This is a genomic window from Flavobacterium sp. P1_E4 (genome assembly GCF_056405915.1).
The window spans coordinates 97,585-123,004 of sequence record NZ_JBFUBE010000006.1; the positions used below are offsets into that span (position 1 = coordinate 97,585).

Annotated in this window: 26 protein-coding genes; 6 read left to right on the forward strand and 20 right to left on the reverse strand. The window is 33.8% G+C overall.

Features of this window, described 5'->3' with window-relative positions:
- Positions 1–8: 8 nt before the first annotated feature.
- From AC1DY0_RS08180 to AC1DY0_RS08195, 4 genes are all read right to left on the reverse strand, one after another.
- Entirely contained in the window at positions 9–287 is a 279-nt protein-coding gene (locus AC1DY0_RS08180) for a hypothetical protein (protein WP_477188139.1), read from the reverse strand.
- Between the two features lie 66 nt (positions 288–353).
- Positions 354–1,907: a MauE/DoxX family redox-associated membrane protein gene (locus AC1DY0_RS08185; protein WP_477188140.1), complete on the reverse strand. Its 1,554-nt coding sequence runs from the start codon at positions 1,905–1,907 to the stop codon at positions 354–356.
- Between the two features lie 112 nt (positions 1,908–2,019).
- Positions 2,020–2,940, reverse strand: a complete 921-nt coding sequence (locus AC1DY0_RS08190) for a helix-turn-helix transcriptional regulator (protein ID WP_477188141.1) — start codon at positions 2,938–2,940, stop codon at positions 2,020–2,022.
- A gap of 53 nt (positions 2,941–2,993) precedes the next feature.
- The gene (locus tag AC1DY0_RS08195; protein ID WP_477188142.1) at positions 2,994–3,377 is read right to left on the reverse strand and encodes a DUF7793 family protein; all 384 of its coding nucleotides are present in this window, start codon (positions 3,375–3,377) and stop codon (positions 2,994–2,996) included.
- 221 nt (positions 3,378–3,598) lie between these two features.
- Between AC1DY0_RS08195 and AC1DY0_RS08200 the strand changes: the two genes are divergently transcribed.
- From AC1DY0_RS08200 to AC1DY0_RS08220, 5 genes are all read left to right on the forward strand, one after another.
- Positions 3,599–3,952, forward strand: a complete 354-nt coding sequence (locus AC1DY0_RS08200) for a hypothetical protein (RefSeq protein ID WP_477188143.1) — start codon at positions 3,599–3,601, stop codon at positions 3,950–3,952.
- Between the two features lie 31 nt (positions 3,953–3,983).
- Complete coding sequence (locus AC1DY0_RS08205) at positions 3,984–4,817, forward strand: RteC domain-containing protein (protein ID WP_477188144.1); 834 nt, start codon at positions 3,984–3,986, stop codon at positions 4,815–4,817.
- 735 nt (positions 4,818–5,552) lie between these two features.
- Positions 5,553–5,843 (forward strand): helix-turn-helix domain-containing protein, encoded by a 291-nt coding sequence (locus AC1DY0_RS08210; RefSeq protein WP_477188145.1) that lies wholly within the window; start codon positions 5,553–5,555, stop codon positions 5,841–5,843.
- A 58-nt stretch (positions 5,844–5,901) separates the two neighbouring features.
- Positions 5,902–6,726, forward strand: a complete 825-nt coding sequence (locus AC1DY0_RS08215; RefSeq protein ID WP_477188146.1) for a transcriptional regulator — start codon at positions 5,902–5,904, stop codon at positions 6,724–6,726.
- 301 nt (positions 6,727–7,027) lie between these two features.
- Positions 7,028–7,624, forward strand: a complete 597-nt coding sequence (locus AC1DY0_RS08220) for an AAA family ATPase (RefSeq protein ID WP_477188147.1) — start codon at positions 7,028–7,030, stop codon at positions 7,622–7,624.
- Between the two features lie 530 nt (positions 7,625–8,154).
- Here AC1DY0_RS08220 and AC1DY0_RS08225 read toward each other — a convergent pair.
- The 10 genes from AC1DY0_RS08225 to AC1DY0_RS08270 all read right to left on the reverse strand — a co-directional run bounded on the left by AC1DY0_RS08225 (position 8,155) and on the right by AC1DY0_RS08270 (position 17,775).
- On the reverse strand, positions 8,155–8,331 hold the full coding sequence (locus tag AC1DY0_RS08225) for a hypothetical protein (protein ID WP_477188148.1): 177 nt from the start codon (positions 8,329–8,331) through the stop codon (positions 8,155–8,157).
- On the reverse strand, positions 8,318–8,542 hold the full coding sequence (locus tag AC1DY0_RS08230; protein ID WP_477188149.1) for a hypothetical protein: 225 nt from the start codon (positions 8,540–8,542) through the stop codon (positions 8,318–8,320). The genes AC1DY0_RS08225 and AC1DY0_RS08230 overlap by 14 nt, the downstream gene beginning before the upstream one ends.
- A gap of 46 nt (positions 8,543–8,588) precedes the next feature.
- Positions 8,589–8,984, reverse strand: coding sequence for a DUF5675 family protein (locus AC1DY0_RS08235; protein ID WP_477188150.1), 396 nt, complete (start codon positions 8,982–8,984; stop codon positions 8,589–8,591).
- Positions 8,985–9,740, reverse strand: a complete 756-nt coding sequence (locus AC1DY0_RS08240) for a hypothetical protein (RefSeq protein ID WP_477188151.1) — start codon at positions 9,738–9,740, stop codon at positions 8,985–8,987. It abuts the gene before it with no gap.
- A 996-nt stretch (positions 9,741–10,736) separates the two neighbouring features.
- Complete coding sequence (locus tag AC1DY0_RS08245; RefSeq protein WP_477188152.1) at positions 10,737–12,128, reverse strand: UDP-glucose 6-dehydrogenase; 1,392 nt, start codon at positions 12,126–12,128, stop codon at positions 10,737–10,739.
- Positions 12,129–12,146: 18 nt separating this feature from the next.
- Positions 12,147–13,142: an SDR family oxidoreductase gene (locus tag AC1DY0_RS08250; RefSeq protein WP_477188153.1), complete on the reverse strand. Its 996-nt coding sequence runs from the start codon at positions 13,140–13,142 to the stop codon at positions 12,147–12,149.
- A 28-nt stretch (positions 13,143–13,170) separates the two neighbouring features.
- Positions 13,171–15,621: a polysaccharide biosynthesis tyrosine autokinase gene (locus AC1DY0_RS08255; RefSeq protein ID WP_477188154.1), complete on the reverse strand. Its 2,451-nt coding sequence runs from the start codon at positions 15,619–15,621 to the stop codon at positions 13,171–13,173.
- 15 nt (positions 15,622–15,636) lie between these two features.
- Positions 15,637–16,428 carry a polysaccharide biosynthesis/export family protein gene (locus tag AC1DY0_RS08260; RefSeq protein WP_477188155.1) on the reverse strand — a complete coding sequence of 264 codons (792 nt, stop codon included), beginning with the start codon at positions 16,426–16,428 and terminating at the stop codon, positions 15,637–15,639.
- A gap of 69 nt (positions 16,429–16,497) precedes the next feature.
- Positions 16,498–17,118 carry a recombination mediator RecR gene (gene recR / locus AC1DY0_RS08265; RefSeq protein ID WP_477188156.1) on the reverse strand — a complete coding sequence of 207 codons (621 nt, stop codon included), beginning with the start codon at positions 17,116–17,118 and terminating at the stop codon, positions 16,498–16,500.
- 288 nt (positions 17,119–17,406) lie between these two features.
- Positions 17,407–17,775, reverse strand: a complete 369-nt coding sequence (locus AC1DY0_RS08270; RefSeq protein WP_477188157.1) for a CoA-binding protein — start codon at positions 17,773–17,775, stop codon at positions 17,407–17,409.
- 205 nt (positions 17,776–17,980) lie between these two features.
- On the opposite strand from AC1DY0_RS08270, the gene AC1DY0_RS08275 reads away from it, so the two are divergent.
- Positions 17,981–18,610: a MarC family protein gene (locus AC1DY0_RS08275; protein WP_477188158.1), complete on the forward strand. Its 630-nt coding sequence runs from the start codon at positions 17,981–17,983 to the stop codon at positions 18,608–18,610.
- Between the two features lie 87 nt (positions 18,611–18,697).
- Here AC1DY0_RS08275 and ctlX read toward each other — a convergent pair whose 3' ends face one another.
- The 6 genes from ctlX to rplQ form a co-directional block, all read right to left on the reverse strand.
- On the reverse strand, positions 18,698–19,633 hold the full coding sequence (ctlX, locus tag AC1DY0_RS08280) for a citrulline utilization hydrolase CtlX (protein WP_477188159.1): 936 nt from the start codon (positions 19,631–19,633) through the stop codon (positions 18,698–18,700).
- A gap of 68 nt (positions 19,634–19,701) precedes the next feature.
- Positions 19,702–20,616, reverse strand: a complete 915-nt coding sequence (locus tag AC1DY0_RS08285) for a dimethylarginine dimethylaminohydrolase family protein (protein ID WP_477188160.1) — start codon at positions 20,614–20,616, stop codon at positions 19,702–19,704.
- 72 nt (positions 20,617–20,688) lie between these two features.
- Entirely contained in the window at positions 20,689–21,963 is a 1,275-nt protein-coding gene (locus AC1DY0_RS08290; protein WP_477188161.1) for a citrate synthase, read from the reverse strand.
- Between the two features lie 154 nt (positions 21,964–22,117).
- A complete protein-coding gene (eno, locus tag AC1DY0_RS08295; RefSeq protein ID WP_477188162.1) occupies positions 22,118–23,410 on the reverse strand; it encodes a phosphopyruvate hydratase in 1,293 nt (430 codons plus the stop codon).
- 118 nt (positions 23,411–23,528) lie between these two features.
- A complete protein-coding gene (carA, locus tag AC1DY0_RS08300; protein WP_477188163.1) occupies positions 23,529–24,632 on the reverse strand; it encodes a glutamine-hydrolyzing carbamoyl-phosphate synthase small subunit in 1,104 nt (367 codons plus the stop codon).
- Between the two features lie 292 nt (positions 24,633–24,924).
- Complete coding sequence (gene rplQ, locus AC1DY0_RS08305) at positions 24,925–25,413, reverse strand: 50S ribosomal protein L17 (RefSeq protein WP_326398790.1); 489 nt, start codon at positions 25,411–25,413, stop codon at positions 24,925–24,927.
- Positions 25,414–25,420 lie beyond the last annotated feature (7 nt).

Here is a 25,420-nt window from a genome sequence, read left to right on the forward strand (position 1 = left end):
TAATTGAACTATTGGATTCTCCAAAGTTCGACCACGCAGGCATTTGAAGCATCTTTTAGAAAGGCTCGTTTTGCAGGGATTTCAATAGACATACAATTCACATGTGTGTTGGTCTCTGAACAATTTGCAGTCACTGGCGTACAAGAAGTAGATGATGGATTCTGTACAAATGCAGCGATAGGTGGTTTTTTACCATCAGCTTTTTTAGGAGCATTGGTGCTTACGGCCCCTGCGCTTGCGAGTGCAAATGCTGCCACTGGTAGCATTACTTTAATGAATGATTTCATAATAATAAAATTTAAATTAAAAAAAAATACGATCTACTCTCTTACAGGTTTTCGATCTCACCCCTGCTACCGGCCGGTAATTTTATTTCCATTGATAAGATTTCTGTTTAATACATAGTGGTGTAAATAATTGCCAACCAAAACATAAAGATTGGAACCAATTATAGTAAAATCATTTGCTCTTAATTTTTCAACGTTGTAGAGATAGATGCTAGAAAGATAGATCCCTTTATTAACATCGTAAATATCGACTACAGTTGCTTTTTTCCACATGGCTCTACTTTCATATCGACCAATTAATTTGGAGTTTATAAAAAGTAAGTTTCCAGAAATCGCGCTTAAATTATTTACTACTTTAGGAGTCGAAGCAAACTTTCTTTCACCAGTACTTTTTATGAACGCTATTTTAATATCCGCGTGCGTAGTGGTGTCAATCGTCTTTCCACGATATAATAATTTTAGGGTATTGTCGGCAACTATGAATTGGTTGCGATAAAAATAGGTGTATACAAATTTTTTGGACTCTTTATCATAATGCATAGTGCCGTCAGTGTCAAAAAAACCATCAATCTGTTTTTCTAACAATGATGTTGTTGGTTTAACAATTAAACTATTCCTGAAGTTAAATGTCCCAAGAATATTGTCAAGTGTTATTTGTTGACGAGCTCGAAATGCAATAGTGGATGAATCGATTATCACAGCCTTGGAAAAATAGAAAGAGTTGTTGTCCATTATTATTGATGCTTTCCAATCCGAAATATTTCCCTTAAAAATTACCGGTACAGTTCCATCGGTTACATAAAAATAGGGTGGTGCAATCCTGACTTGTACGGAGCGAAAGGGAAAATTTTCACGTTCTAATTTAATTTTATAATGATGTGTCTGACGTAAGAGAGAATCATATTCTAAAATGTGTAATGGCGCCAGATTATCTCCAATAAAAATTTTGTTGTTCTTTGACCCAGCAAAGTATAACGAAGTACTTTTTACATCCTTCTCTTCCATTTTGATAGAGGCACCCTGAATGAATCTGCGAATAAATGGGTTTTCATTATGCATCAGGTCATCGGAAGAAATGTAAAGACCCGCAATAAATGTAAAACAGATGAAAGTAAGTACTCCCAAAAGTATTGTAGCACTCTTAGTATCTAATGAGTATTTAGATTTTATTTTATTTCCACTACTTCCATTTTCATTTCTAATATTAATAGTGCTCACAATTGCTATAACTGGGAGAACAACAAAACAAATGTTGAAAATTAAGTGTTCATTCCAATCCATATTTTCCAAAATTCCCCCGCAGGAACAAGGAACGTAGGAACTATAATTGGTAATAATAATGATATAAGCCGTAAACATTACCATTAAGCAAAACGATGAAAACAATCCGATTAAACGGAATCGGGGTATAGACAATAATCCTGAAATAATGATTTCTATTATTATCACTGTATATGAGACAAATCCTGTATAAGCGCTAAGTAAAGGAGATTGACCAAGTTGCGCCTGAAAATTGTCAAAATCTATTAATTTGCTAACAGCGGCATATACAAACAATAGTATATATAGCAAACAAATAAACTCTAAAAATAAATTCTGTATTTTGATATTCAACCTCATAGCTTCATTGATTTTAGTTTAACGAAGTAAAATTCTGAATTTCAAAACAATAACACTTGTCTTATCGGGAGCAAAACTTAACCAAAACGGATTAAGTTTGAATGACTATAATTTAATCTTCTTTTAAAGAAGTAGAGCCGACTTCATCGCGCTTCATTTCGTTTGGCGAAAAACCAAATCGCTTTTTAAAAGATTTTGAAAAATTAGGATAATTATTAAAACCATTCATTACAGAAATATTTTTTAAAGGAATGGCTGTATGCTGAATCATAAAATAAGCTCTTTTCAAACGTTCGTCATTATAAAACTGATAAATGCTAGTCTTAAAAAAATGACGAAAGCCATCTTTCAATTTATATTCATTAGTACCAAATTGCCGAGAGAGCACTTTTAACGATGGAAGTGGTTCTTCAAGATTAGCTAAGATATAATCATAGAGTTTTTGAATCAAAAGAGCAGATACTTTTCTAGTTTTCGCTTGTTTCTCATATTCATTTTCATAAGCCATGGGATTATAGGAATCTTGGCGAACAGGAGTAACAAGATTTAATATAATTTCCGATCGATTAATTAATTTTCCAATACTGCAGGAAATAGAAATAGGCAAATGTTCTTTAGGAGTAAAATCTAATGCAATAGTTGTTGGTAATGCAATACCTTCATCAAGTACTTTATGAAGTTGTTTCAAACAAGTTGACGTAATAATGCCAGCCAGAGGCTGGTTTATCAATTCAGATTCCGAATAACCTAAAAAACAAGTGACTTCTGGGGTAAAACTTTTAATAGAAAAATCTGCGTCCAAAACAAAAGTGGTTTGAGTTATAAATGGACGTGTACTATGGGTATTGACGTAACCAACATGAAAAATAGACTCTTTCATTTCTTCAGCAACCATATTAATTAAAACGACAAGGGTTTCCAACTCGTCATCATACGGGCTTAATGGAATACTGCTGTTAAAATTGCCACGTGCCATTTCAAACAGCATTTGATGCATCGTAACAATTCGTTTTTGGTTATGTGGTTTCTCCATAATAACTCTAAATGTTATCTTTTATCAGTATTCAATTTTCTATACTCTTTTCGCTAAATAAACTGCTTCAAGTATGCCAATGCTTCATCTTGGTTATTGAAAATTTTTGTAGGTACAGTGGGTTTGCTAATCTCCAAATAAAAAGTACTAATGGTCAAGGAAACTTTTTCGTGCACAATAAGCCCCACAGCTTTTGCTAATATGGAACCAGATTGAGCTAAATAATCTCTTCCAGCTTTCTCCGTTGAAATAACACCTCGAATATCACACAAAACAGGAAAAGACCTTTCGTTTTGAAAATGAATTCTATCAATAACGACACACTGGGCTACCTTTAGATCAATAATGATATTGGGTTTATATTCAAAAAAGAGAATACCATCGGCAACCCAAAATCGCGCATAGTCATTCTCATAAAAATCATGGGCTGCAATCATGTTTTATGATTTAAGAGATTATAATTTAACAAAAATAGAAACAATTGGAAATATAAAAGTTGCCAATTTGGGATTATTTGTTGCAATTTGTAGTATTTGTTGTCTATTCGGGAATTTGACTTGTCAATTTGGGAGTATTTAAAAAATAGATGAAAATACTTTCATTTATTATAATCAATTTTGACTCTCTATTTTATTAACCAACCAAAAAAAGCATCAAAATGACAAAAATCAAACACAACAATTTTATAGACACTTTTAATGAAGTTTTATCAAGCGTAAAAAATAAAGAAGCTTTATATTTCAATAATCATACTTATGTCCTGAAATTAATAGGCATGGATTATAAATGGGCAAAAGAATACGAACTCTACAGGCAATTGTTATTTCAGACAATAAAAAGAGCTAATGAGTTGCAGTTTCAAAAAATAGACTTTGGGTTGTCTGCTTCCTTTGAAAAAAGAAAATTAGGAGCTAGAGTAATTCCAAAAGTAGCCTATGTTCAGACAAGAGATAATTACACAATGGAACTTATGAATACTTTGCAAAATGATTACAAATCAATTGTAAAATAACAAAGTATACTGACAACTAATATTTAAAATAATGTTTAAAAAAACAATTGAAGCATTTAATGGTACTTGCAATGAAATTTTAGAAGCAAACGAAACGATGCAAAATAAATCTAGCAATGGAATAGTATTATGCAATAAAACATTAACGAATTTAAAAGAGATAGTGGATAAAAAAGATTTCAATACAGTTCCGGAGGAGATTGATTTTTTCAAAAATATCAAACCCATTCCCATGAGTTTATTGATTTATTTTACCGAAGTGCGTTCCTGTGAACTAAGAATGCCTAAAGCCGGTAACTCCTATAAAATCCAGTTTCTTCAAAAAGAATTGCGAAAAATCAATAAGTTCTTTTATAAAAATGCCGATTTTGTGCATTACATGGAACAAGGATACAGTTATCTGGATCATCAATTTTTCACCAGAAACCATCGAGATAATTTCCCATTTACACCAATGACTGATCACTATCAATTTCCTGAATTTTCAACATCACAAGACATGCTTTGGGCAAAAGTAAAAGCGATGTACCGATTCATTCATTACATCCGGCAAGCGCTCAAAAGACTGCAAGTGGATGATTCAGAAATATTTGAAGAAAAAAAACACAAAGTATTGGTTTGGACAGGACCAAAAACAGCTTTGACAGAACTGATCTATGCCTTATTTTCGAATGGGACAATCAATCATGGTGCTGCAGACATTAATACGATATCGGCATCCTTTGAAGATTTTTTCAACATCAAACTAGATAACATCTATAAAACCTACACCGAAATCAAAGCTCGTAAAAGCAGTAAAACAAAATTCCTCGAAGAACTAACACTTAATCTACAGCAAAAAATGGCGAGAGAAGACCAAGACTAAAAACGTTACTACGAAAGCTAGAAGCAGTAACTCCTTAAAAAGGGAGCTACTGTTTTTTTTATGATTCATCATGACCATTCACTCGTTGACCACAATTCCGCACAATATTGTCATCCCGAAGAATGAGGGATCTCCGCTAGTAGCTCCACAACCCAAGTCAAAATCAGCAATGCAATAAACTCATGAAAACGTCCACTTCCCACCCTTATAGTTGCCAAGTCTAAATCACGGTAAGGATTTGCGCTCTGGCCGTTGGAAGTGCCCCCCGAGCGAAGCGGCTGGGGTCACGATATAAAAAAGCCGTCAGATGATTTTTGATGTAAAAATATTCAGGCTTGAAATCGAAGATTCATGAATACCAAAAAACAATAATAACCCATGAATATTTTTTTGTTACTTTTTTCATCAAGGAAAAAAGTAAAATCCTCTTCAAAAACAATAATTAGCTTAATCGTAACTACGAAACCTCACCACCAGTAAATCCTGATTTAAAACAGAGCTACAATTTGTCTTTATCACAAAATCACCTAATGAATAGAGTTCAAAAAGAGAATGTATTTGACCAGAAGTAATGAGGCAATTTTTTTTAAGAATAGTTTCTCAATAAAACCAAGACTTTACAATCTTTAAATGTTAAATTTTTTCGGTACTCCGAAAGCCATTGGGATAAAATCCAGCAAAAGCTATTGAATTTTGTAAAAGCTTATCAAACAGTATTAATCTAAAACAAAAATCATGGCAGCATCCATTATTACAACCGAAGACCTTTACGAATTCAAAATCGATCTATTACAGGAAATTCAAAAAATGCTTCAATCAGCCGAACCAAACAATAACAAGAAATGGCTCAAATCCAAAGAAATCATCAAACTCCTTAACATTTCCCCAGGAACACTCAAAAACCTCCGTATCAACGGCACACTATCTTACACCAAAATCGGAGGCACTATTTACTATGAAAATCAAGAGATAGATAAACTACTGGAGAAGAACAAAGTCAACTCTATTTCCAATTTATGTAAATAATTCCACAACAACGGCCACAAAAAAATACAATTAGGAATCCCTTAGCAACTTATAAAAAATGAACTACATCAAACACCTTACAGGATTCTTCGATAGAATAATCGAAGACCCAAGCCTCAATCCAACCCACATTAGTTTATACATGGCACTATTCCAATTTTGGAATGTCAACCGTTTTAAAAATCCCATAAGCATAACCCGGGAAGAAGTGATGCATATCAGCAAGATTTGTTCAAAGGCAACTTATCACAAATGCATGAGAGAATTGAATGAAAAAAAATACATCAAATACATGCCTTCGTTCAATCCTTTTAAGGGCAGCATGGTAGTGCTCTTCAATTTTTCAGATGACCCAAAACCAGTTCAAAAAAGAGTAAGCAATACCCAGAATAAAGAACAAAAAACTGAACAGCTTCTGAACAGGCAAGAAACAAGTAGTGAAACAGCCAGTGAACAAGCACTGGTATCTTCTATAAACTATATAAACAAAACAAACAATTTAAACATTTCAAACTTGGACGCACCATCGCAAAATTTCAAAATGCATATGGCTTTCTCCAACTACGAAAAAGACAAAATAGAAAAAAATTCGCATATCGATAATTATAATAGTGCCGAAAAAAAAGAAAAAATCAATCCTACTTTTGATGAAATCAAAACCTACTTTGAGCAAAAAAACTTTCCAGAACTCGAAGCCCAAAAATTTTTTAATTACTACTCCAGCAACGGCTGGCTAGTTGGTGGCAAAACCCCAATGGTCGACTGGATAGCGGCAGCACAAAACTGGATACTAAACACAGACAAATTCAAAACCACTGAAAAACCAAACAGAGCAAAACACCTCAGCACAAAAAACAGCAAAAATTACTCCGAACCCCTTTAACTAACCCCAAACTCTCTCAAAATCCCTCTCAATCGAGGAGGGATTTAAGAGTGCAAAAATCTGTGTTGATTTTTTTAATCTGTGACCATCATGTATTCTCTTCACTTTTCACTCTTGACTCTTCACTCTTCACTCTTCACTCTTCACTCTTGATTCTTGACTCTTCACTCTTCACTCTTCACTCTTGATTCTTGATTCTTCACTCTTGATTCTTCACTCTTGACTCTTCACTTTTCACTTTTCACTCTTGACTCTTCACTCTTGATTCTTCACTCTTGACTCTTATAAAACTAAATTTATTATGAATGAAACGTATAATTATTCAGCAGTGATTATCTGGCTTGAAAAGAAGGGTAATGAACGTTACGGCAATCATTTCAAAATCCTCGAAAGCGATTATCCCATTATTTTTAAACTAATTGCATACTTCCTCAAAGACAAACAAATGTGTTTACAATATGGAATCAACCTCGATAAAGGAATACTGCTTTCTGGTCCTGTTGGCTGTGGCAAAACAACACTGATGAATTTAATGAAAGACCTTACATCTCCAGCACACAAATTTTCCATTAAACCATGCCGTGACATCAGTTTTGAATTCATTAAAGACGGTTATGAAATCATTCACAAATACAGTAAGTCCGCTCCCAAAACAATTTGTTTCGATGATCTAGGAACCGAAAACAATCTCAAATACTTCGGCAACGAATGCAATGTCATGGCCGAAATTCTTTTAAGTCGTTACGACCAATTCATAGCCAAAAAAATAATAACCCACATCACCACCAACCTATCCGCTTCCGAAATCGAAACCACCTACGGAAACCGCGTCCGTTCCCGATTGCGCTCCACACTAAACCTCGTCGCTTTCGATAAAGATGTCAAAGACAAACGATAACATTCCACACAATGTTGTTAATCCTGACGAAGGAAGGATCTCACCGGTAGCTCCACAATCCTAGTAAAATTGGCAACAGCAACTATAAACTCATGAAAACCTCCTTTCCCCCGCCCTTATATTTTTAAAGACAAAATAACGATAAAGATTTGCGCGTTGGCCGCAGGGAGTGACCCCCGAGTCGAGTGTGAAACACGAGTGGCTGGGGTCACTATAGGGAAATCCGTCCGATGATTTTTTGTTTAAAAATATTCAGGTTTGAAATCGAAGATTCATGAATACCAAAAAACAATAATAACCCATGAATATTTTTTTGTTACTTTTTTCATCAAGGAAAAAAGTAAAATGCTCTTCATAAATAAAAAAATTCAATAATTAAAAGATTAACCATCCCAACAATTAAACAATTACCCCCCTCAACAATTAAACGATTCAACAATTAAACGATTCAACAATTCAACAAAAAAAGCCCATTCCTTTCGGTTTGGGCTTTCTCTAACATTACACTAAGTCAAATGACTTAACAAAAACTACTTCCTATACTTCTTAACGATAAATTTAAGCATCATAGACAATATAAAACTGACAACAGCTCCAAGTGCAGCCAATAAAACAGTTTTAAAAACATCTTCCGAATGTAAATTCGGTAACACACTCAAAAACGTACCGCCAGCTGTACCAATTAATGTGGGATTACTGGACGGCATTCAAATCATCGTTTAGGGTCGTAAGCTGACTAACMGCAGATAATACACCACCTGCAACAGCCAAATAACCACCAATAGAACTAACCACTAGAGGCAAAGCAATTGGTGCGGYCAAAACWGTTCCRCCAACAGTWGCCAATGCCAATCCGATATTTCGAAGCACTTTAAAAAATTTTGRCACGGGAGCTTTCGCTCTTTTTACTATATTCATAACATTATTTTTTTTATACCCTGTCATCCTGAGCGGAGTCGAAGGATTAAGATTTAACAATTAATAAAACAGTTTCCTCTCGCTCCACGCTTTTATAAACTAAACTTTTCAATTTGATGAAAGCTTGTCGCGATTCAAGCCCCAAACCGGGGCCTGAAAGTTTCGTCACTGGAGCRATACAGCCATTCAATTCTCTTAAGGCATTATTGGCGGGATGAAACAAAATAAAACTTCTGTTTTCCACATCAACTACCTCAATATGCCATCGAAACTTCTTACTGTATCGCTTTCTTAATACATATTCMCCTTCTGGAATACAGGAAACTCGTTTGGCATTATCGTGCCAGGGCAATTCAATAGTATAGCAAATGAATCTGCCCTTACATTCGAGTTTTCCATTAGTTCCGTCAGAGAAATAAGTTCTGGATAATACTAAATCCATCTACAATCCACTTACCTGCACCAATGATGCTGGATTAAATGCACCGTTCTTTAAAGGATACATACGACCATTTACACCTTGATAGAACTCTATACCTACCACAAGAAATAAGGGCTTGGTACTATTGGCCGTCACAGTATTCAAATGGTTGATGGCCACCGTTGGGTTACTGTCCCAAGGCAAAATTGCCGTTTCAGAATTGGCTGTCACAAATGTTTCTGCTTCAAAATCAATTTCAGCCCCAGCCGATATGATTTTAAAATGGGTAGTCCCTCCAGGTGCGGCTATCATATTTGCAGGTATGAAGGATTCCAAGTCGACTGTGATGGCACCGGTAACGCGATCAATACCTCCGGTAAATGGAGCAAATAATGTTGTGCCTAATTTTCCGGTAATGTTAAAATCAAAACCCCTAAGCAATTCTGCCTCACCATCAATGACGTTTCGAAGCCCACGTTCATTGGTCGCATCCGCCTGAATTACYTTCATCATYARTTGSGTAAGTCGRCTGACCATTCTGCTGTCTGAMGAATTCAGTAGCAAAGTACGCAGAGCCAAGCGCAATGTTTTCCCCGCTTTTCCTGCCCTACCAAACTCAGCTCCATTCTCACGAGTACGCTGAAAAGCAGGATCATTGGCAATTCGGTTCGCATCAATGCCTCCTTTTTCACGGGCAATGTACCCATCTTTTGATTTGTAAAAAGTAATATCCCCGATAGTACCTTTCAATTTAATTATGCCTTTTTGTTTTGCCATAATAGTTTAAAATTTAAGTTTAAGTTTAAAAATGATTGATCTACTCTTTCGTCCTGAATATTCGTTGCAACTAAATCGGGATTGATCTCAGCAAATATTCCATCATTTAAATCAAATTTCAAAAGGCAATGGTAAAAAACGGTAGTAAAAAGCCTATAATAACCTATTTAAGTTATTCAAAAGTGAAGTAATTTTCTTAAATTTGTTCCAGTTAGGAAAAGGTACTCAAAGCCCTATCCTAAGTATAGATAATGTATTAAAAGTGGTAGTGTGATAGGAGCAAACATCAGGGTGTGTATTTATCCCAAAGATGTACAACGTATTACCGGTAAAACATACAGACAGGCAAGGTTGTATTTAATCAAAATTAAAGTCAGCCTGAGCAAAGAACCGCATCAATTAATTTCCATAGAGGAATTTTGTTTGTATTCGGGCTTGCAGCTAGAGCATGTTTTACGTTGTATAATCGGATAGGATGCAAAAAGCCAAAAGGGCTGTCACTCTTCTCAATTACAATCAAACATGTTTAATAAGCAGTCTATAAAAAAACATAATCATCTAATAATAAACAAGTAAAACCATTAAAAGTGCATCATTACAAGAAAAGAATCTATTTACTTACCTAAAAACTACAGAGTTTTAAATAGCGACTAAAAACTATTCCTCACTCCCGTTCTCAAAACGGAACACCCAGGTCAAGGTATTAAATTAAGCCACATTTTTTCACCTAAAGACTCTAAGTCAAAAATAGTAAAACCTTTTTTGTGTCTCCACATCTTGCGAGAAATCAATTCAGCATCTTCTATTATTGAAGACCATTAATTTTTCACGCAAAAGCATAAAAAAAGGACTAATTTTAAAAAAATAGCCCTTTTTTTTATAAAAATTTTGTTCGCTAAATGTTACTCAATCTTTTAAACAGTAATTTGATCTTCAATATAACCAAAACCAAGCTATAACCCTATTTACAATCCATCATTCACCATAACAAAACAATCAAGAACCGATAGCCTGATACACAAAACCAATCTCCTCTAATTCTTTTTTATTCAAGATATTTCTTCCATCAAAAACAAAAGCTGGTTTCTGCATACTATCATATATTTTTTTCCAATCATATTGTACAAATTCATCCCATTCAGTAAGTACTGCAATAGCATGTGCTTTTTCGCAAGTCAAATATGGATTATCAAACGTAATGACATTATTTGCATTTTCCTCTGTAGTTCTCGTCTCTAAATAATCCAAGTCAGAAAGCATTTTTTTACGAGATACTTTCGGGTCATATACTGCAATTTTTGCTTGTTCATTAATCAAATCATTTGCCACATATATCGCTGCTGACTCTCTTGTATCATTGGTATCTTTCTTGAAAGCCCAACCCAAAAATGCAATCTTTTTATCGGCAACAGTATTGTAAAGAGTTTGCACTATATTGTTTGAAAAGCGGCGCTTTTGATGGTCATTCATAATAATCACCTGTTCCCAATAATCCGCTACTTCATTCAATCCATATGATTTTGCGATATAAACCAAATTCAAAATATCTTTTTGAAAACAGGAACCTCCAAATCCAACCGAAGCTTTTAAGAATTTGGGACCAATTCGACTATCCATACCTATAGCTTTAGCTACTTCGTTAACGTCGGCACCTGTTTTTTCACATAGCTCAGACATAGCATTGATTGACGAGATTCTTTGGGCCAAAAATGCATTTGCAGTCAATTTTGACAACTCTGAGGACCAAACATTAGTCGTCAATATTTTCTCTGGACTCACCCAATTCGAATAGACATCTACCAAGGCTTGAATCGCTTTTTGTCCTTCTACAGAAGTATCGCCCCCAATCAATATTCGGTCTGGACTCAATAAATCTTGAACTGCTGTACCCTCAGCAAGAAATTCCGGATTCGACAATATCTGAAACTGAACACCATTTCCAGTCATGTCAAGAATACTTTTTATAGCCTCAGCAGTACGTACTGGCAAAGTAGATTTCTCAACAACAATTTTATTGCTTTTAGAAACTCTAGCTATTTGCCTAGCGCACAATTCAATATACTTCAAATCAGCTGCCATTCCTTTTCCTTTTCCGTATGTCTTCGTAGGTGTGTTTACGGAAATAAAAATAATTTGGGCTTCATCTATTGCTTTATCTACTTCTGTAGAAAAAAACAAGTTTCTTCCTCTAGCTTCAGCAACAATAGCGTCTAGACCAGGTTCATAAATTGGAATATTATCAGTATTTTCATCATTCCATGCCAAAATTCTTTCTGTATTCAAATCAACAACTGTAACTTGAATGTGAGGGCATTTTTGTGCTATAACAGCCATAGTTGGCCCACCAACATATCCCGCCCCGATGCAACAAATTTTTGTAATTTCCATATCGTTATTCTATTTTCTCTATTCTGATTTTTTTTTAAGATTTTCCAAATACCATCCCACAGCTTCTTTCAGCCCTTCTTGTAAAGAATATACTGGATTATATCCCAGCATTCTTTTAGCCTTATCAATACTGGCCAATGAATGAGGAATATCCCCAGCTCTATTCGGCCCATATTCAATTACTACATGTTCAATCTTTGGATCGTATTCTCCCAAAAAAGTTTTTAAGTAGCCTACCAAATCATTTAATGTATTACGATCTCCATAAGCGGTATTATAAACTGTATTCACTGCTTCTGGATTTTTAGTCATCATTGCCAACTCATTCATCTGAATAACATTATCGATATACGTGAAATCCCTTGAATAATTACCGTCTCCATTTATTCTTGGACTCTCATGTTGCATTAATTGCAACACAAACTTTGGAATGACAGCCGCATAAGCTCCATTGGGATCTTGTTTCCGCCCAAATACATTAAAATAACGCAATCCAATAGTTTCCAACCCATAAGTTCTACTGAAAATTTCAGCATATAACTCATTTACATATTTTGTAATTGCGTAAGGAGAAAGTGGTTTCCCAATGACATCTTCTATTTTTGGCAATCCCTCAGAATCGCCATAAGTTGAAGAACTAGCTGCATATACAAATCGTTTTACATTGGCATCTCTTGAAGCTACTAACATGTTCAAAAAACCAGAAACATTGACATCATTGGTTGTAATTGGGTCATTTATCGATCTGGGTACTGAACCTAATGCCGCTTGATGCAATACATAATCAACCCCTTGTACTGCTTGTTGACATGTTTCTAAATTCCTTATATCTCCTTCTATCAAACTAAAATTATCATCCTCAATAAAATCTTTTAAGTTATGACGATAACCTGTCGCAAAATTATCCAAACAAACTACTTTATATTCTTTCGATAAAAAATACTCACATAGATTTGATCCAATAAATCCAGCTCCTCCCGTAATTAGTATTTTCATTTTACTGTTTTCTGCCATTTTTAAATTATTTTTAAAACAGATGTAATTATTTTTTCTTTCTTACTAATTTTTCAATTAAACTTTTTTTCTTTTCAACCTCATGATATCCATTTGAGTAATTACCGTTTCCATAACCATAGCCATAACCATAACCTCCTCCATATTTAGCTTTATTCTCAAAACCATTCAAAATAATACTGGTATTATGAAGCTCGTCTCGATTTACTCTATTATTCAATAATGTTATCATTTCTTTTTTAGTGAAATTTTGTCTAACAATATATAAGGTAACATCACAATATTGTGCCAACTCTAATGAATCTGCTACCAAACCAACTGGAGGCGTGTCCAAGATAATATAATCATACTTAGTTTTTAGCTCGTCTATTAAATCTTTCATGCCATCACTCATTATTAATTCTGATGGATTGGGCGGTATGGGACCCGAAAATATTACATCAAGGAAAGGGACTGAAGTATGATTTACAATCTCCTCCAGACTTTTGTCCTTAATCAAATAATTAACTACTCCAACTGTATTGGCCAAATTAAATTCATCAAACAATCTAGGTTTTCTTAAATCCAACCCTACAATTACAGTCTTTTTTTCGCTTAAAGCAAATACTGTGGCAATATTTATGGAACAAAATGTTTTTCCTTCACCACTTACAGAGGACGTTATCATCAATGTTTTTGCTCCGGCGACATTACTCTTTTTATATAAAAATTGAAGAGAGGAACGAATAGCCCTAAAGGATTCTGACAATGCGGATTTTGGCTTTTCAAATACTGCCAAATTATTATGATCACTATTTATTCCAACAATCCCAATTAACGGAATCTTTGTTAATTTACTGATATCATCTGGATTTTGAATGGTATTATTAATAAAAAAAAGAACAACAATAACCAACAAAGGCAACAACAACCCTAGAAATAAAGCTAATATATAATTCACTCCTGTCTTGGGTCCAATAAGACCTCCTCCTATATCTTTTGCGGAATCTATAAAATGAATATCAGAAAGATTGGCTGCTTTTACAATATCAGCTTCACTTCTTTTTTGAAGAAATGTACTGTATATATTATCGTTTAAGTCATATTTCCTTTTGATTTTTATTAATTCTTGTTGATCGTCCGGGAGACGCTTTATCTTACTTTCTGCTTGATTAATTTTACTCTCCACAATTGCCAAATCATATTCCAAAGAACTTTTTGCAGTAGTAATATTTTCTAATAAAACGTTTTTAACCGCTTCCATTTGATTATCAAAGTCCCTAAATATTTTTTCGCTTTTTACGGCATAAGCCATCTCTGATCTTTCGGTTGAAAGTGCTATTAATTTAGATACATTGACCACAATATTAGGATCCTCAATTCCAGCCACAGAAGGCGCAGGTAGTTTCGAATAATCAACACTGTTTCTCAAATAAGATTTTAAAGAATTATAATAGGCTATTTTTCGGTTTACAGCGTCTCTTTCAACATCAAAATCGAGGATCTTATCTGAAAATTTAGCCCCGCCACCTTCTTCAACCTCATAAATATTTTTATCTTTTCTAAATGACTTCAGCTCGTCACCCGTCAGTTTGAGTTGAGATTCCATCGCAACAAGTGTGCTGTCAATAAAATTGATGGTGTTTGTAGCAAATTGATTTTTACTATCTAACTGCCTTTTTATCAACATATTTACGGTCGAATTCAGATAGTCTACCATTCGGGCTTTATTGGTACCCTGCATCCCCAAAGTGATTATAGAACTTCCTTTATCATCAGTTTTAACATTTATGTTTCTATAATTCGAAACTGTACCGTCAAAATCATTGAATCTTACAAAGTATTCATTCCCTTTATATATACCTGGATTGTCATTAATTTGCAATTCCCAATTCAAAAAAGGCAAAGATACTTTTTGACCAACTTTGTACCTTTTAATAAATTCTCCCTCAACAACTGATGTATTGCTGTGACTATTATCAGAATAATGAATCAGTGATACAGATGTTCCTTCAAAGGGAATTCTCAATTCATATTCATTTTCACTAATAAATTTAATACCTATTAAATTCCCAGCTAATTGCCCCTGTTTTTTATCAATCTCCAGATGAAATGGAACGGCTCCATAAGCGTCTACAAGATTATATTCTCCTTGTACCAAATAATCAATATAAAATTGTAATTTATCTACCACCAATTCATTGTGTGAGCGGGACTGTAAAGTCGTGGAGATTGTCTGCATTTGATCCGAAGCGCCACCCCAATTAAAAACCAAGTTGGTACTGGATGTAAAAAGTGGATTGGTTTCTTCTTTAACCGAAATTAGGGTTTCGATTTCGTAAATTTTCTCTTTGCGTATATTAACCTGATACGCAATCATTAATGCAAAAAATACTGATAGTAAAAACCATTTCCAATAACTTAATATCTTTATTAAAAACCCCTTAAAATCAAAACTGGGCTGATTTTCAAAAACCGAAAAATCTTTAATATCTAACATATTGGAAAATTGATTTTATTTTTTAAGTAACAAATAAGTGGTGCTAACTAAAGACAATAATGTAATAAGGGTTGTCAAAGATTGAATTCCAGTACTACCGGTTCCCCACGTTTTTTGCTTAAGCGGTTTTACATAAATATAGTCGTTAGGCTGCAAAAAGTAATACGGTGAATTCATTACATTAATGTTGGTTAAATCCAAGTCCTTCATCTCGGTTCCATTTGGAGTTTGTCTGATAATAGTTACTGCTTTTCTGTTTCCGGTTGTGGTTATATCCCCAGCATTGGCAATAGCTTCCATTATATTTACTTTTTCCTGAAACAAAGTTTTGGTACCTGTACTGTTTACTTCCCCATTAATGGTATATCGAAAACCAGCTAATTTAACCACTACAAAAATACTGGCATTATCTTTAAAATAATCAGCTAACAATCTTTTTTCAACACTAACACGTACTTCCTCTAAAGTAAATCCCATAACATTCATCTCTCCCAAAACAGGGATTCTGATATTGCCATGATCATCAACAGTAAAACCGTCAAAATATAATCCAGATTCTGTTAGTTTTATTTCAGCACCATCCGCAGTTGGATTAAAAATAGCTACCAATTTTGGATCTGAGGCTTTGATAGTGATTTGTAATACATCATGAGTTTGTAAACGATAGGGTTTTGATTCTACCATTACGACTGGTCCTTCATTGGAGGAATTATCCTTTTTTTGAAGATAAACCAAATCCTTTACTGGAATACAGGATGCAAATAACATACTGATAAATAAAAAAATAAAGACAAAACGTTTGTTCATTCGTGTTAATTTAGTAACAAATATAGTTTTTCAATTAGTATTTAAAAAGTATCATACTTAATAAACAAGCTAATTAGTTTTTAATGACTTTTCAAAAGGGACTCTTTGTAGTATACTTCGACCTAGAGTAACTTCATCTGCGTATTCTAATTCATCTCCAACGGCAATTCCCCTAGCTATTGTTGACACTATTACAGACAAATCGGCAATTTGTTTATAGATATAAAAATTGGTGGTATCTCCCTCCATTGTTGAGCTTAAAGCAAATATTATCTCTTTGACTTGACCTAACTTGACTTTCTCTACCAACTTAGAAATAGTAAGCTGACTAGGCCCTACTCCATCAATTGGTGAAATTTTACCTCCTAAAACATGATAGATTCCTCTGAATTGGCCTGTATTTTCGATTGCCATTACATCTCGAATATCCTCAACAACACAAATAATTTGATGATTTCTACTTGGATTGGCACAAATCTCACAAACCTCACTATCTGATATATTATGACAGCTATTGCAATATTTTATTTCCTCACGCATTGTTACTAATGCTTGAGCTAAAAAAGCAGCCTGTTCTTTGGGTTGCTTTAAAATATGCAGAACTAATCGCAATGCGGTTCTTTTACCAATTCCTGGCAATTGAGCCATTTCATTAACTGCTTTCTCTATTAGTTTTGAAGAAAATTCCATGGATACAAAAGTAAGCAATTTGGCAAACTGCCATTTAGAAAATCGAATCTATTTTAAAAGACAATACCTCTGTTTTTAAATAAACAAAGACATCTCTTTTTAGACTAAACAAATGCCGGATATTTCCAAAAAAATCAAATTATTTCAATTAAAATTCTTGATTGTTATGGCTTATCCCAGATGGAGGCGGCATCCTTTTTTTTTCTTTTTTTTCAAAAGAGAAAAAAAGATATAGTGGACAGCTGGACACGAGCCAAGCGAACTGACGAAGTAAATAGATCTAAAAAATTAATATTTATTTAATGTCAACAAAACCAATGTACAGGCTTCCTCGTACTTTATATTATTCAATTCCAGCAATTGATAAAATTCTGGATTCTCGGTTCCCGGACTAAACAAAACACGTTTGGGCTTAGCATCGACAATATAATTATAATAATCCCTTTGACGTGACGGATTTATGTATAGCGAAATGGTATCAATATTTTTAACTGGAATCGCTTTGGTATTTATTTTAATTCCCGCTACTTCTCCCGTATTTTGTCCCAAAGCAAGCACCGAATGCCCTTTGGCAACTAACATTTCAATAGCTTTGAAAGCTGCTTTTTCTGGTTTTGCAGTTGCTCCAAGAACTAAGGTTTTTTTATTTTTTGTCATTTTAAATCAATATAAGCTGCAAAAGTAATCAAAAAGGATTAAGGACTAACTAAATACTTGCCATAAACCTAGAAATAACCATTACACCTTTCAATTAATTCTGTAATTGGTTCCACCATTTATTGAAATAAACAATTAGATAACTCTTGTTTAAACTTATTTATACATAAATTCGTAATTTTACAATCAAAAAAACCAAAACTGAATGGATTTATTTATTTACTTATTTGTTGCATTATTTTCTGTTTTAAATCCCATAGGAACTGTTCCAATCTTTGTTGGTCTAACTCAAGGCGATTCCAAACAAGAATGTTCAAGAATTTCATTATGGACTTCCATAAATGTATTTTTGATCCTTATCATTTCGTTTTTTATAGGTAAATATGTTTTGAGTTTTTTTGGCATTAGCATTGATTCCCTCAGAATTGCAGGTGGTTTAATAATTGTGAGTTCTGGTTTTTCATTACTTTCGGGGAAATTCAATAAAAAACGAGGAATCAATAAAAAGATAGAAACCGATGCTCAAAAGCGAAATGACATTGCTTTGACACCATTGGCTATTCCAATGCTTGCTGGTCCTGGTTCTATTTCCTTATTGATCGCATTTTATCAAGAACATAATTCCACCAACGAACTTATAATTGCATCACTAGCAATACTTTCAATCGCTATTGCAATTTTTATAATCCTAAGAAGCGCACATTACCTGGCTCAAATACTTGGCGCCTCTGGTATTGTAGCAATTTCAAGAATTGTTGGTTTTATAGTTATTGCAATTGGTATTCAATACATTGTAAGTGCCCTTATCAATATTATAAAAGGTAACTTGATGTAATTCGAAAAATTATCAATAAAAAAATCCAAATTCTAATTAGCTCTAGCCATTCGAATTTGGATTTTTTTTATTTTAAAAATTTATATTTTATTCTCTCGGCAAGAAAATCTCTGCCATCATACAACGGGCACTTCCACCGCCACAAGCTTCGATAGTATCTAAACTTGAACTCAAAATAGTTACATGCTCTTCTAATTGAGCAATTTGTTTTTTAGTCAAACTTTGATGCGCCGAAGCACTCATTACCAAATACCTTCTATCATCGGCACCTTTAACTTCAAGCATGTTTCCTGCAAAATTATTCACTTGCTCCTCGGTAATTAAAATGATTTCTTTTTCATCACCTTTAAGACTTTCAAGAACCATTTTTCGTTCTTTTTTGTCGTCGATACAATCAGCACAAATAACAGCAAAAGTCTCACCAAGACACATCATTACATTTGTGTGATAAATCAGCTTTCGTTCGTTATTAACAGTATGAAAGGCTTCAAAAATTACAGGTGTAAATTCGAAATCTTCACAAAACTCAATAAACAACTCTTCATCAGCTCTTGGAGAAAGTGCACAATAAGCCTTTCCATTCTCTCTGTCCAATAATAAACTTCCCGTTCCTTCCAAGAAAAAACCATCTTCCTCTGCAGAAGTATAATCCATAATATTATCGATTATAAATCCTTTCTCTTCCAAAGTATCTAAAATATCTTCGCGACGTTCTAGACGACGATTTTCAGCAAACATAGGATATAACGCTACATCCCCGTTCTCATGAAAAGAAATCCAATTGTTTGGAAAAATACTGTCTGGTGTATCCGAACTTTCCTTGTCATCAACCACCGTTACATCAACCCCAACCGAGCGAAGCTTCTCAACAAAAACATCAAATTCCTGTTGCGCTTTTGCATTTACTGTTGCCGGCAAAAGACCATCTAAAACTTTTTGATAATAATTATTCACTGCCGTTTGTTCATTCATACGGAATGCAACTGGCCGAATCATCAAAATGGAGTTTGTTGTTTGTTTCATATTCTTATAGTTTTATCGTTCCAAAAATCAATTGCCTAAAGTTAAACAATAAAACCCAAAACGAATTGTTAATCTCTTATTAATGGCAAAGTAGAACATCGTAATAACCCCTCTTGCTTCGCAATTTCGGCATACGGAATTTCTTCTACAGTAAACCCATTAGCTCTTAGCCAATTATTTAATCTTGTAAAATTCTTTTCAGAAACAACAACATTTGTATCTATCGAAAATACATTGGAATTCATATTATACATTTCATCCCGAGTAATATGAAACAAGTTTTCTTTTCCAAAAAGATTCACTAGAAACATATAATCTGCTTCTTCTCTAAATCCTCTTTTGTATATAATCCCTTTGTCTTTTCCTACTGGCTGAAAGCAACAATCAAGATGCAAAGCATTATCACGAGCTTCAATTCTTGATTTAACCAAATCAAAATCTTTTACAATTTTATTCGGAAATAAATCTTTTAAAAAATTCACACCTTGCTTATTGGTTCTTGCAGTTATATAACTTGCATAATCACTCCCTTTATAAGTCCCAACAAAGATATAGTCATTCCAAAGCATTACATCGCCTCCCTCAATATGAACTTCCTCGGGAGGACGAACAACTTTTTCAGGATTCATTTGATCAATTACATATTGAATGGCATCCAATTCACGTTCGCGATCCGGTAAAATATTCGATTTAACAAAAGTATCATCTATTACAAAACCGATGTCTCTTGCAAATATCTGATTGTAATTTTCGATCATTTCCGGACGCAGAACAGTTACCCCATATTTTTGAAAAACTGAATTAAAGGCCTCCATTTCAACAACCATATCAGCCTCGATTGGGTAGGTATTGGCTAAAATATGCTCTAACGATTTAGGATCATAAGCTTCTTCCGCCTTTGGCGTTGGACCATTATTAACAGCAGAACCTAACACTACTACCCTCAATTTTGAGGTCTCATTTTTTATGTTTAATTCTAGCATTTTTATAACTTTTGCCAAAGATAAAAAAAAAAGCTCCACCGTAAAGTGAAGCTTTAATAAACTGTTTAAGATTTATGATTTAACATATTCTCTCAAAGGATAACCAGTATATATCTGTCTTGGTCTTCCTATTGGCTCTTTGTTTTCTCTCATTTCTTTCCATTGAGCAATCCAACCCGGTAATCTACCAATTGCAAACAATACAGTAAACATATCTGTTGGAATTCCTAAAGCTCTATAAATAATCCCAGAATAAAAATCAACATTCGGGTATAAATTTCTTGATTTGAAATACTCATCTTCCAATGCAGAAACTTCTAATTTTTTAGCAATTTCAAGAATAGGATCATTTACTCCTAAAGTTGCAAGAACTTCATCAGCTGCTTTCTTGATTATTTTCGCTCTTGGATCAAAGTTTTTATAAACTCTATGACCAAATCCCATCAATCTGAAAGGGTCATTTTTATCTTTGGCTTTCGCTAAATACTTATCTGCATCACCTCCTGTAGCGTGAATTTCTTCTAACATTTCAAGCACTGCTTGGTTTGCACCACCGTGCAATGGTCCCCATAAAGCAGACACCCCTGCAGATATCGAAGCAAAAAGACCAGCATGTGAAGAACCTACCATTCTTACAGTCGATGTAGAACAGTTTTGTTCGTGATCAGCATGAAGAATAAATAATTTATCTAATGCATCTATAACAATAGGATTTGCACTGTAAGGTCCATTAGGTAACTTAAACATTAAATTCATAAAGTTCTCAACATACCCAATTGTATTATCATAATAATTCAAAGGATATCCCATACTCTTTCTATAAGTCCAAGTAGCAATAACTAAAAATTTAGCAAGAGTTTTACAAACTGCATCATACATTTCTTTTTCATTATCTGCATCTACCGACTTAGGATTAAAAGCAGTCAAAGCACTTGTTAAAGAAGACAACACTCCCATAGGGTGAGCTGTTCTTGGAAAACCATCCAAAATAATCTTCATTTCTTCACTCACTAAAGTGAATTTTCGAATGTCATTCTCAAATTGCTCTAATCTTTCTGTAGAAGGCAATTCCCCAAAAATTATTAAATATGAAACTTCTAAAAAATGAGATTTCTCAGCTAATTCTTCAATTGAATACCCTCTATAACGTAAAATTCCAAGTTCACCATCCAAAAAGGTAATTTCACTTTTACAAGAACCAGAATTTTTATAACCTGGATCAAGAGTAATTACGCCTGACATATCTCGTAATTTACTAATATCAACAGCAGCTTCATTCTCACTCCCAACAATTACGGGAAGCTCAAATTTATTGCCATCAATTTCTAATATTGCTATTTTTGACATATTTTTTTATGAAATAAAATTTAATTTATAATTTACCAAATCTAAGGAATTCCACATTAAATTAAAAACTAATTGAACATTGAATTTGTTAAAAATTCAATAAAAAAGCCATTCATCTATGATGAATGGCTCAATTACTACAAATTCATTACAATTACTTTATTTTGAATGCCTTTTTTCCAGGAAAATATGCAGAATTCCCTAATTCCTCTTCAATTCTTAATAATTGGTTGTATTTTGCCATACGATCAGAACGTGAGGCAGATCCAGTTTTGATTTGACCACAGTTTAATGCAACTGCCAAATCAGCAATTGTATTATCTTCTGTCTCTCCAGAACGGTGAGACATTACAGATGTATAACCCGCATTTTTAGCCATATTCACTGCTGCAATTGTTTCAGTCAAAGTACCAATTTGATTTACTTTTATCAAAATTGAATTTGCAATTCCTTTTTCAATTCCAGTAGACAAACGCTCAACATTAGTTACAAATAAATCATCTCCGACCAATTGAACTTTATCACCAATTTTTTCTGTTAATAACTTCCATCCATCCCAGTCATTTTCATCCATTCCATCCTCAATAGATATAATTGGATATTTAGCAGCTAATTCAGCTAAATAATCTACTTGTTCGGCAGAAGTTCTAATTTTTCCAGTTGGTCCTTCAAATTTAGAATAATCATATTTTCCATCAACATAAAATTCTGATGCGGCACAGTCTAAAGCCACCATAATTTCATCTCCAAAAGAATAACCTGCTTTTTCAACTGCCAATTTGATAGTATCTAAAGCGTCTTCAGTTCCGCCAGCTAAGTTTGGAGCAAATCCTCCTTCATCACCAACAGCAGTACTCAAACCTCTATCGTGCAATACTTTTTTAAGATTGTGAAAAATCTCAGTCCCCATTTGCATAGAATGAGTAAAAGAAGTTGCTTTTACTGGGAAAATCATAAATTCTTGAAACGCGATAGGCGCATCAGAATGTGAACCTCCATTGATGATATTCATCATCGGAACAGGTAGTGTATTTGCAGAAACACCTCCTACATATCTATATAAAGGTAATCCTAATTCATTAGCAGCCGCTTTTGCAACAGCAAGAGAAACTCCAAGAATAGCATTTGCTCCCAAGTTTGCTTTGTTTGGCGTACCATCCAAATCAATCATTGCTTGGTCAATCAGGTTTTGTTCAAAAACTGATGTTCCAACTAATTCTTCAGCAATTTTAGTATTTACATTTTCAACAGCTTTTAAGACACCTCTTCCTAAGAAAGATTTTCCTCCGTCACGTAATTCAACTGCTTCGAATTTACCAGTTGATGCTCCTGATGGAACAGCAGCTCTACCTAAAACTCCGTTTTCTGTTACTACATCTACTTCTACTGTAGGATTTCCTCTTGAATCGAAAATTTGTCTTGCGTGAATTTTAACAATAATACTCATTATTCTTATTTTTTATGTTATTAATTTGTATTTTACTCAAAATTAAGTAAAAAAAATCACAAGTCTTTATTTCAAAAACGTTAATCTACTTTTATTTATTAACGATAACGTTTTAGTCTTATACAGATTTGATATTTTCAATAAACTGATCAAAAAGATAAGAAGAATCGTGCGGTCCAGGACTCGCCTCAGGATGATATTGCACAGAAAAACAATTTTTATTTTTCATTCTCATACCAGCTACAGTTCCATCATTCAAATGCAAATGTGTAATTTCTAAATCAGGGTGATTATCTAGCTCTTCCTTATTTACTGCAAAACCATGGTTTTGAGAAGTAATTTCTCCCCTACCTGTTATTATGTTTTTTACAGGATGATTAATTCCTCTATGTCCATTAAACATTTTGTACGTTGAAACACCATTTGCCAAGGCGATAACTTGATGCCCCAAACAAATACCGAATAAAGGTTTATTATTTTGAATAATCTCTTTAGCCACTTCTATAGCACTATCCAATGGATCTGGATCTCCAGGACCGTTAGACAAGAAAAAACCATCTGGATTAAAAGAAGCTAATTCTGCGTAAGTAGCATTATATGGAAAAACTTTAATGTAACAGTCTCTTTTAGCTAAATTGCGCAAAATGTTTTCCTTTATACCTAAATCTAAAGCTGAAATTTTATACGTTGCATTTTCATCTCCGTAAAAGTATGGCTCAAGTGTAGACACTTTAGAGGCTAACTCTAATCCTTCCATGTCAGGCACTTCTGCCAATAGCTTTTTCAATTCTTCAATAGGCGTATCATCTGTACAAATAACAGCATTCATAGCACCATTATCACGTATGTAACTTACCAATGCACGTGTATCCACATCTGAGATACATATCAAATTTTGCTTAGTAAAATAATTTTCTAAACTTCCTGATGAATCAACTCTAGAATAATTAAAACTAAAATTTTTACAAATCAAACCAGCAATTTTTATACTACTAGATTCAACTTCTTTGTCATTTACCCCATAATTTCCAATATGAGCATTTGTTGCAACCATTAATTGACCAAAATAAGAAGGATCTGTAAAAATCTCTTGGTATCCAGTCATACCTGTATTAAAACAAACTTCCCCAAAAGTTTTTCCGCTTATCCCAATTGATTTACCGTGGAATATGGTTCCGTCACTTAATAAAAGAATAGCGCTTTTTCGTGTTGTATATTTCATGTGTAATTTAATATTGTGCAAATTTAAATTTTTAAAACAGTGGACGCAATGTTTTTTATGAATAATTCAGCCTATTTAAAAGTCAATAATACAGAGTAACAAAATCACTGCAAAATGTTTAAAAAAGACAGAATAAAACATTTTAAAAACTAAACTGCAACAGCACCATTTCAATTACTAATCAATAACTGAAACAACAATAATTGATTGTTTTATTTATAAAAAATCAAAAAAAAAAGGATAAACTATAAATAGCTTATCCTTGATTATTATCGAATGATTATTTTCATAATTATTCAGCAGCGTCAGTTGTAGGTTCTGCCTCAGCAGCTGGAGCTTCAACAGCTTCGTCTGCTTTTTTAGCTTTTCCACCACGACGGCTTTTTGCTTTTTTAACTTCTTTTTTACCTCCGTTGTAAAGTTCATTGAAATCTACTAATTCGATCATTGCCATATCAGCATTATCTCCTAAACGATTTCCAACTTTAATGATACGAGTGTATCCACCTGGACGGTCTCCTACTTTCGCTGCAACATCTCTGAACAAGTCAGTTACTGCATATTTACTACGTAAGTAAGCAAAAACGATACGACGATTGTGAGTAGTATCAGATTTTGATTTTGTTATAAGCGGCTCAACGAATTGTTTAAGCGCTTTAGCTTTAGCAACAGTAGTGTTAATACGTTTGTGCTCGATAAGAGAACAAGCCATATTTGCCAACATAGAACTTCTATGTGCAGTCTGTCTGCTTAAGTGATTGAATTTTTTTCCGTGTCTCATTGCTTTA

Coding starts and splice junctions, on each gene's coding strand:
- AC1DY0_RS08180 (WP_477188139.1), bottom strand. CDS start 287: ATGAAATCATTCATTAAAGTAATGCTACCAGTGGCAGCATTTGCACTC.
- AC1DY0_RS08185 (WP_477188140.1), bottom strand. CDS start 1,907: ATGAGGTTGAATATCAAAATACAGAATTTATTTTTAGAGTTTATTTGT.
- AC1DY0_RS08190 (WP_477188141.1), bottom strand. CDS start 2,940: ATGGAGAAACCACATAACCAAAAACGAATTGTTACGATGCATCAAATG.
- AC1DY0_RS08195 (WP_477188142.1), bottom strand. CDS start 3,377: ATGATTGCAGCCCATGATTTTTATGAGAATGACTATGCGCGATTTTGG.
- AC1DY0_RS08200 (WP_477188143.1), top strand. CDS start 3,599: ATGACAAAAATCAAACACAACAATTTTATAGACACTTTTAATGAAGTT.
- AC1DY0_RS08205 (WP_477188144.1), top strand. CDS start 3,984: ATGTTTAAAAAAACAATTGAAGCATTTAATGGTACTTGCAATGAAATT.
- AC1DY0_RS08210 (WP_477188145.1), top strand. CDS start 5,553: ATGGCAGCATCCATTATTACAACCGAAGACCTTTACGAATTCAAAATC.
- AC1DY0_RS08215 (WP_477188146.1), top strand. CDS start 5,902: ATGAACTACATCAAACACCTTACAGGATTCTTCGATAGAATAATCGAA.
- AC1DY0_RS08220 (WP_477188147.1), top strand. CDS start 7,028: ATGAATGAAACGTATAATTATTCAGCAGTGATTATCTGGCTTGAAAAG.
- AC1DY0_RS08225 (WP_477188148.1), bottom strand. CDS start 8,331: ATGCCGTCCAGTAATCCCACATTAATTGGTACAGCTGGCGGTACGTTT.
- AC1DY0_RS08245 (WP_477188152.1), bottom strand. CDS start 12,128: ATGGAAATTACAAAAATTTGTTGCATCGGGGCGGGATATGTTGGTGGG.
- AC1DY0_RS08250 (WP_477188153.1), bottom strand. CDS start 13,142: ATGGCAGAAAACAGTAAAATGAAAATACTAATTACGGGAGGAGCTGGA.
- AC1DY0_RS08255 (WP_477188154.1), bottom strand. CDS start 15,621: ATGTTAGATATTAAAGATTTTTCGGTTTTTGAAAATCAGCCCAGTTTT.
- AC1DY0_RS08260 (WP_477188155.1), bottom strand. CDS start 16,428: ATGAACAAACGTTTTGTCTTTATTTTTTTATTTATCAGTATGTTATTT.
- recR (WP_477188156.1), bottom strand. CDS start 17,118: ATGGAATTTTCTTCAAAACTAATAGAGAAAGCAGTTAATGAAATGGCT.
- AC1DY0_RS08270 (WP_477188157.1), bottom strand. CDS start 17,775: ATGACAAAAAATAAAAAAACCTTAGTTCTTGGAGCAACTGCAAAACCA.
- AC1DY0_RS08275 (WP_477188158.1), top strand. CDS start 17,981: ATGGATTTATTTATTTACTTATTTGTTGCATTATTTTCTGTTTTAAAT.
- ctlX (WP_477188159.1), bottom strand. CDS start 19,633: ATGAAACAAACAACAAACTCCATTTTGATGATTCGGCCAGTTGCATTC.
- AC1DY0_RS08285 (WP_477188160.1), bottom strand. CDS start 20,616: ATGCTAGAATTAAACATAAAAAATGAGACCTCAAAATTGAGGGTAGTA.
- AC1DY0_RS08290 (WP_477188161.1), bottom strand. CDS start 21,963: ATGTCAAAAATAGCAATATTAGAAATTGATGGCAATAAATTTGAGCTT.
- eno (WP_477188162.1), bottom strand. CDS start 23,410: ATGAGTATTATTGTTAAAATTCACGCAAGACAAATTTTCGATTCAAGA.
- carA (WP_477188163.1), bottom strand. CDS start 24,632: ATGAAATATACAACACGAAAAAGCGCTATTCTTTTATTAAGTGACGGA.
- rplQ (WP_326398790.1), bottom strand. CDS start 25,413: ATGAGACACGGAAAAAAATTCAATCACTTAAGCAGACAGACTGCACAT.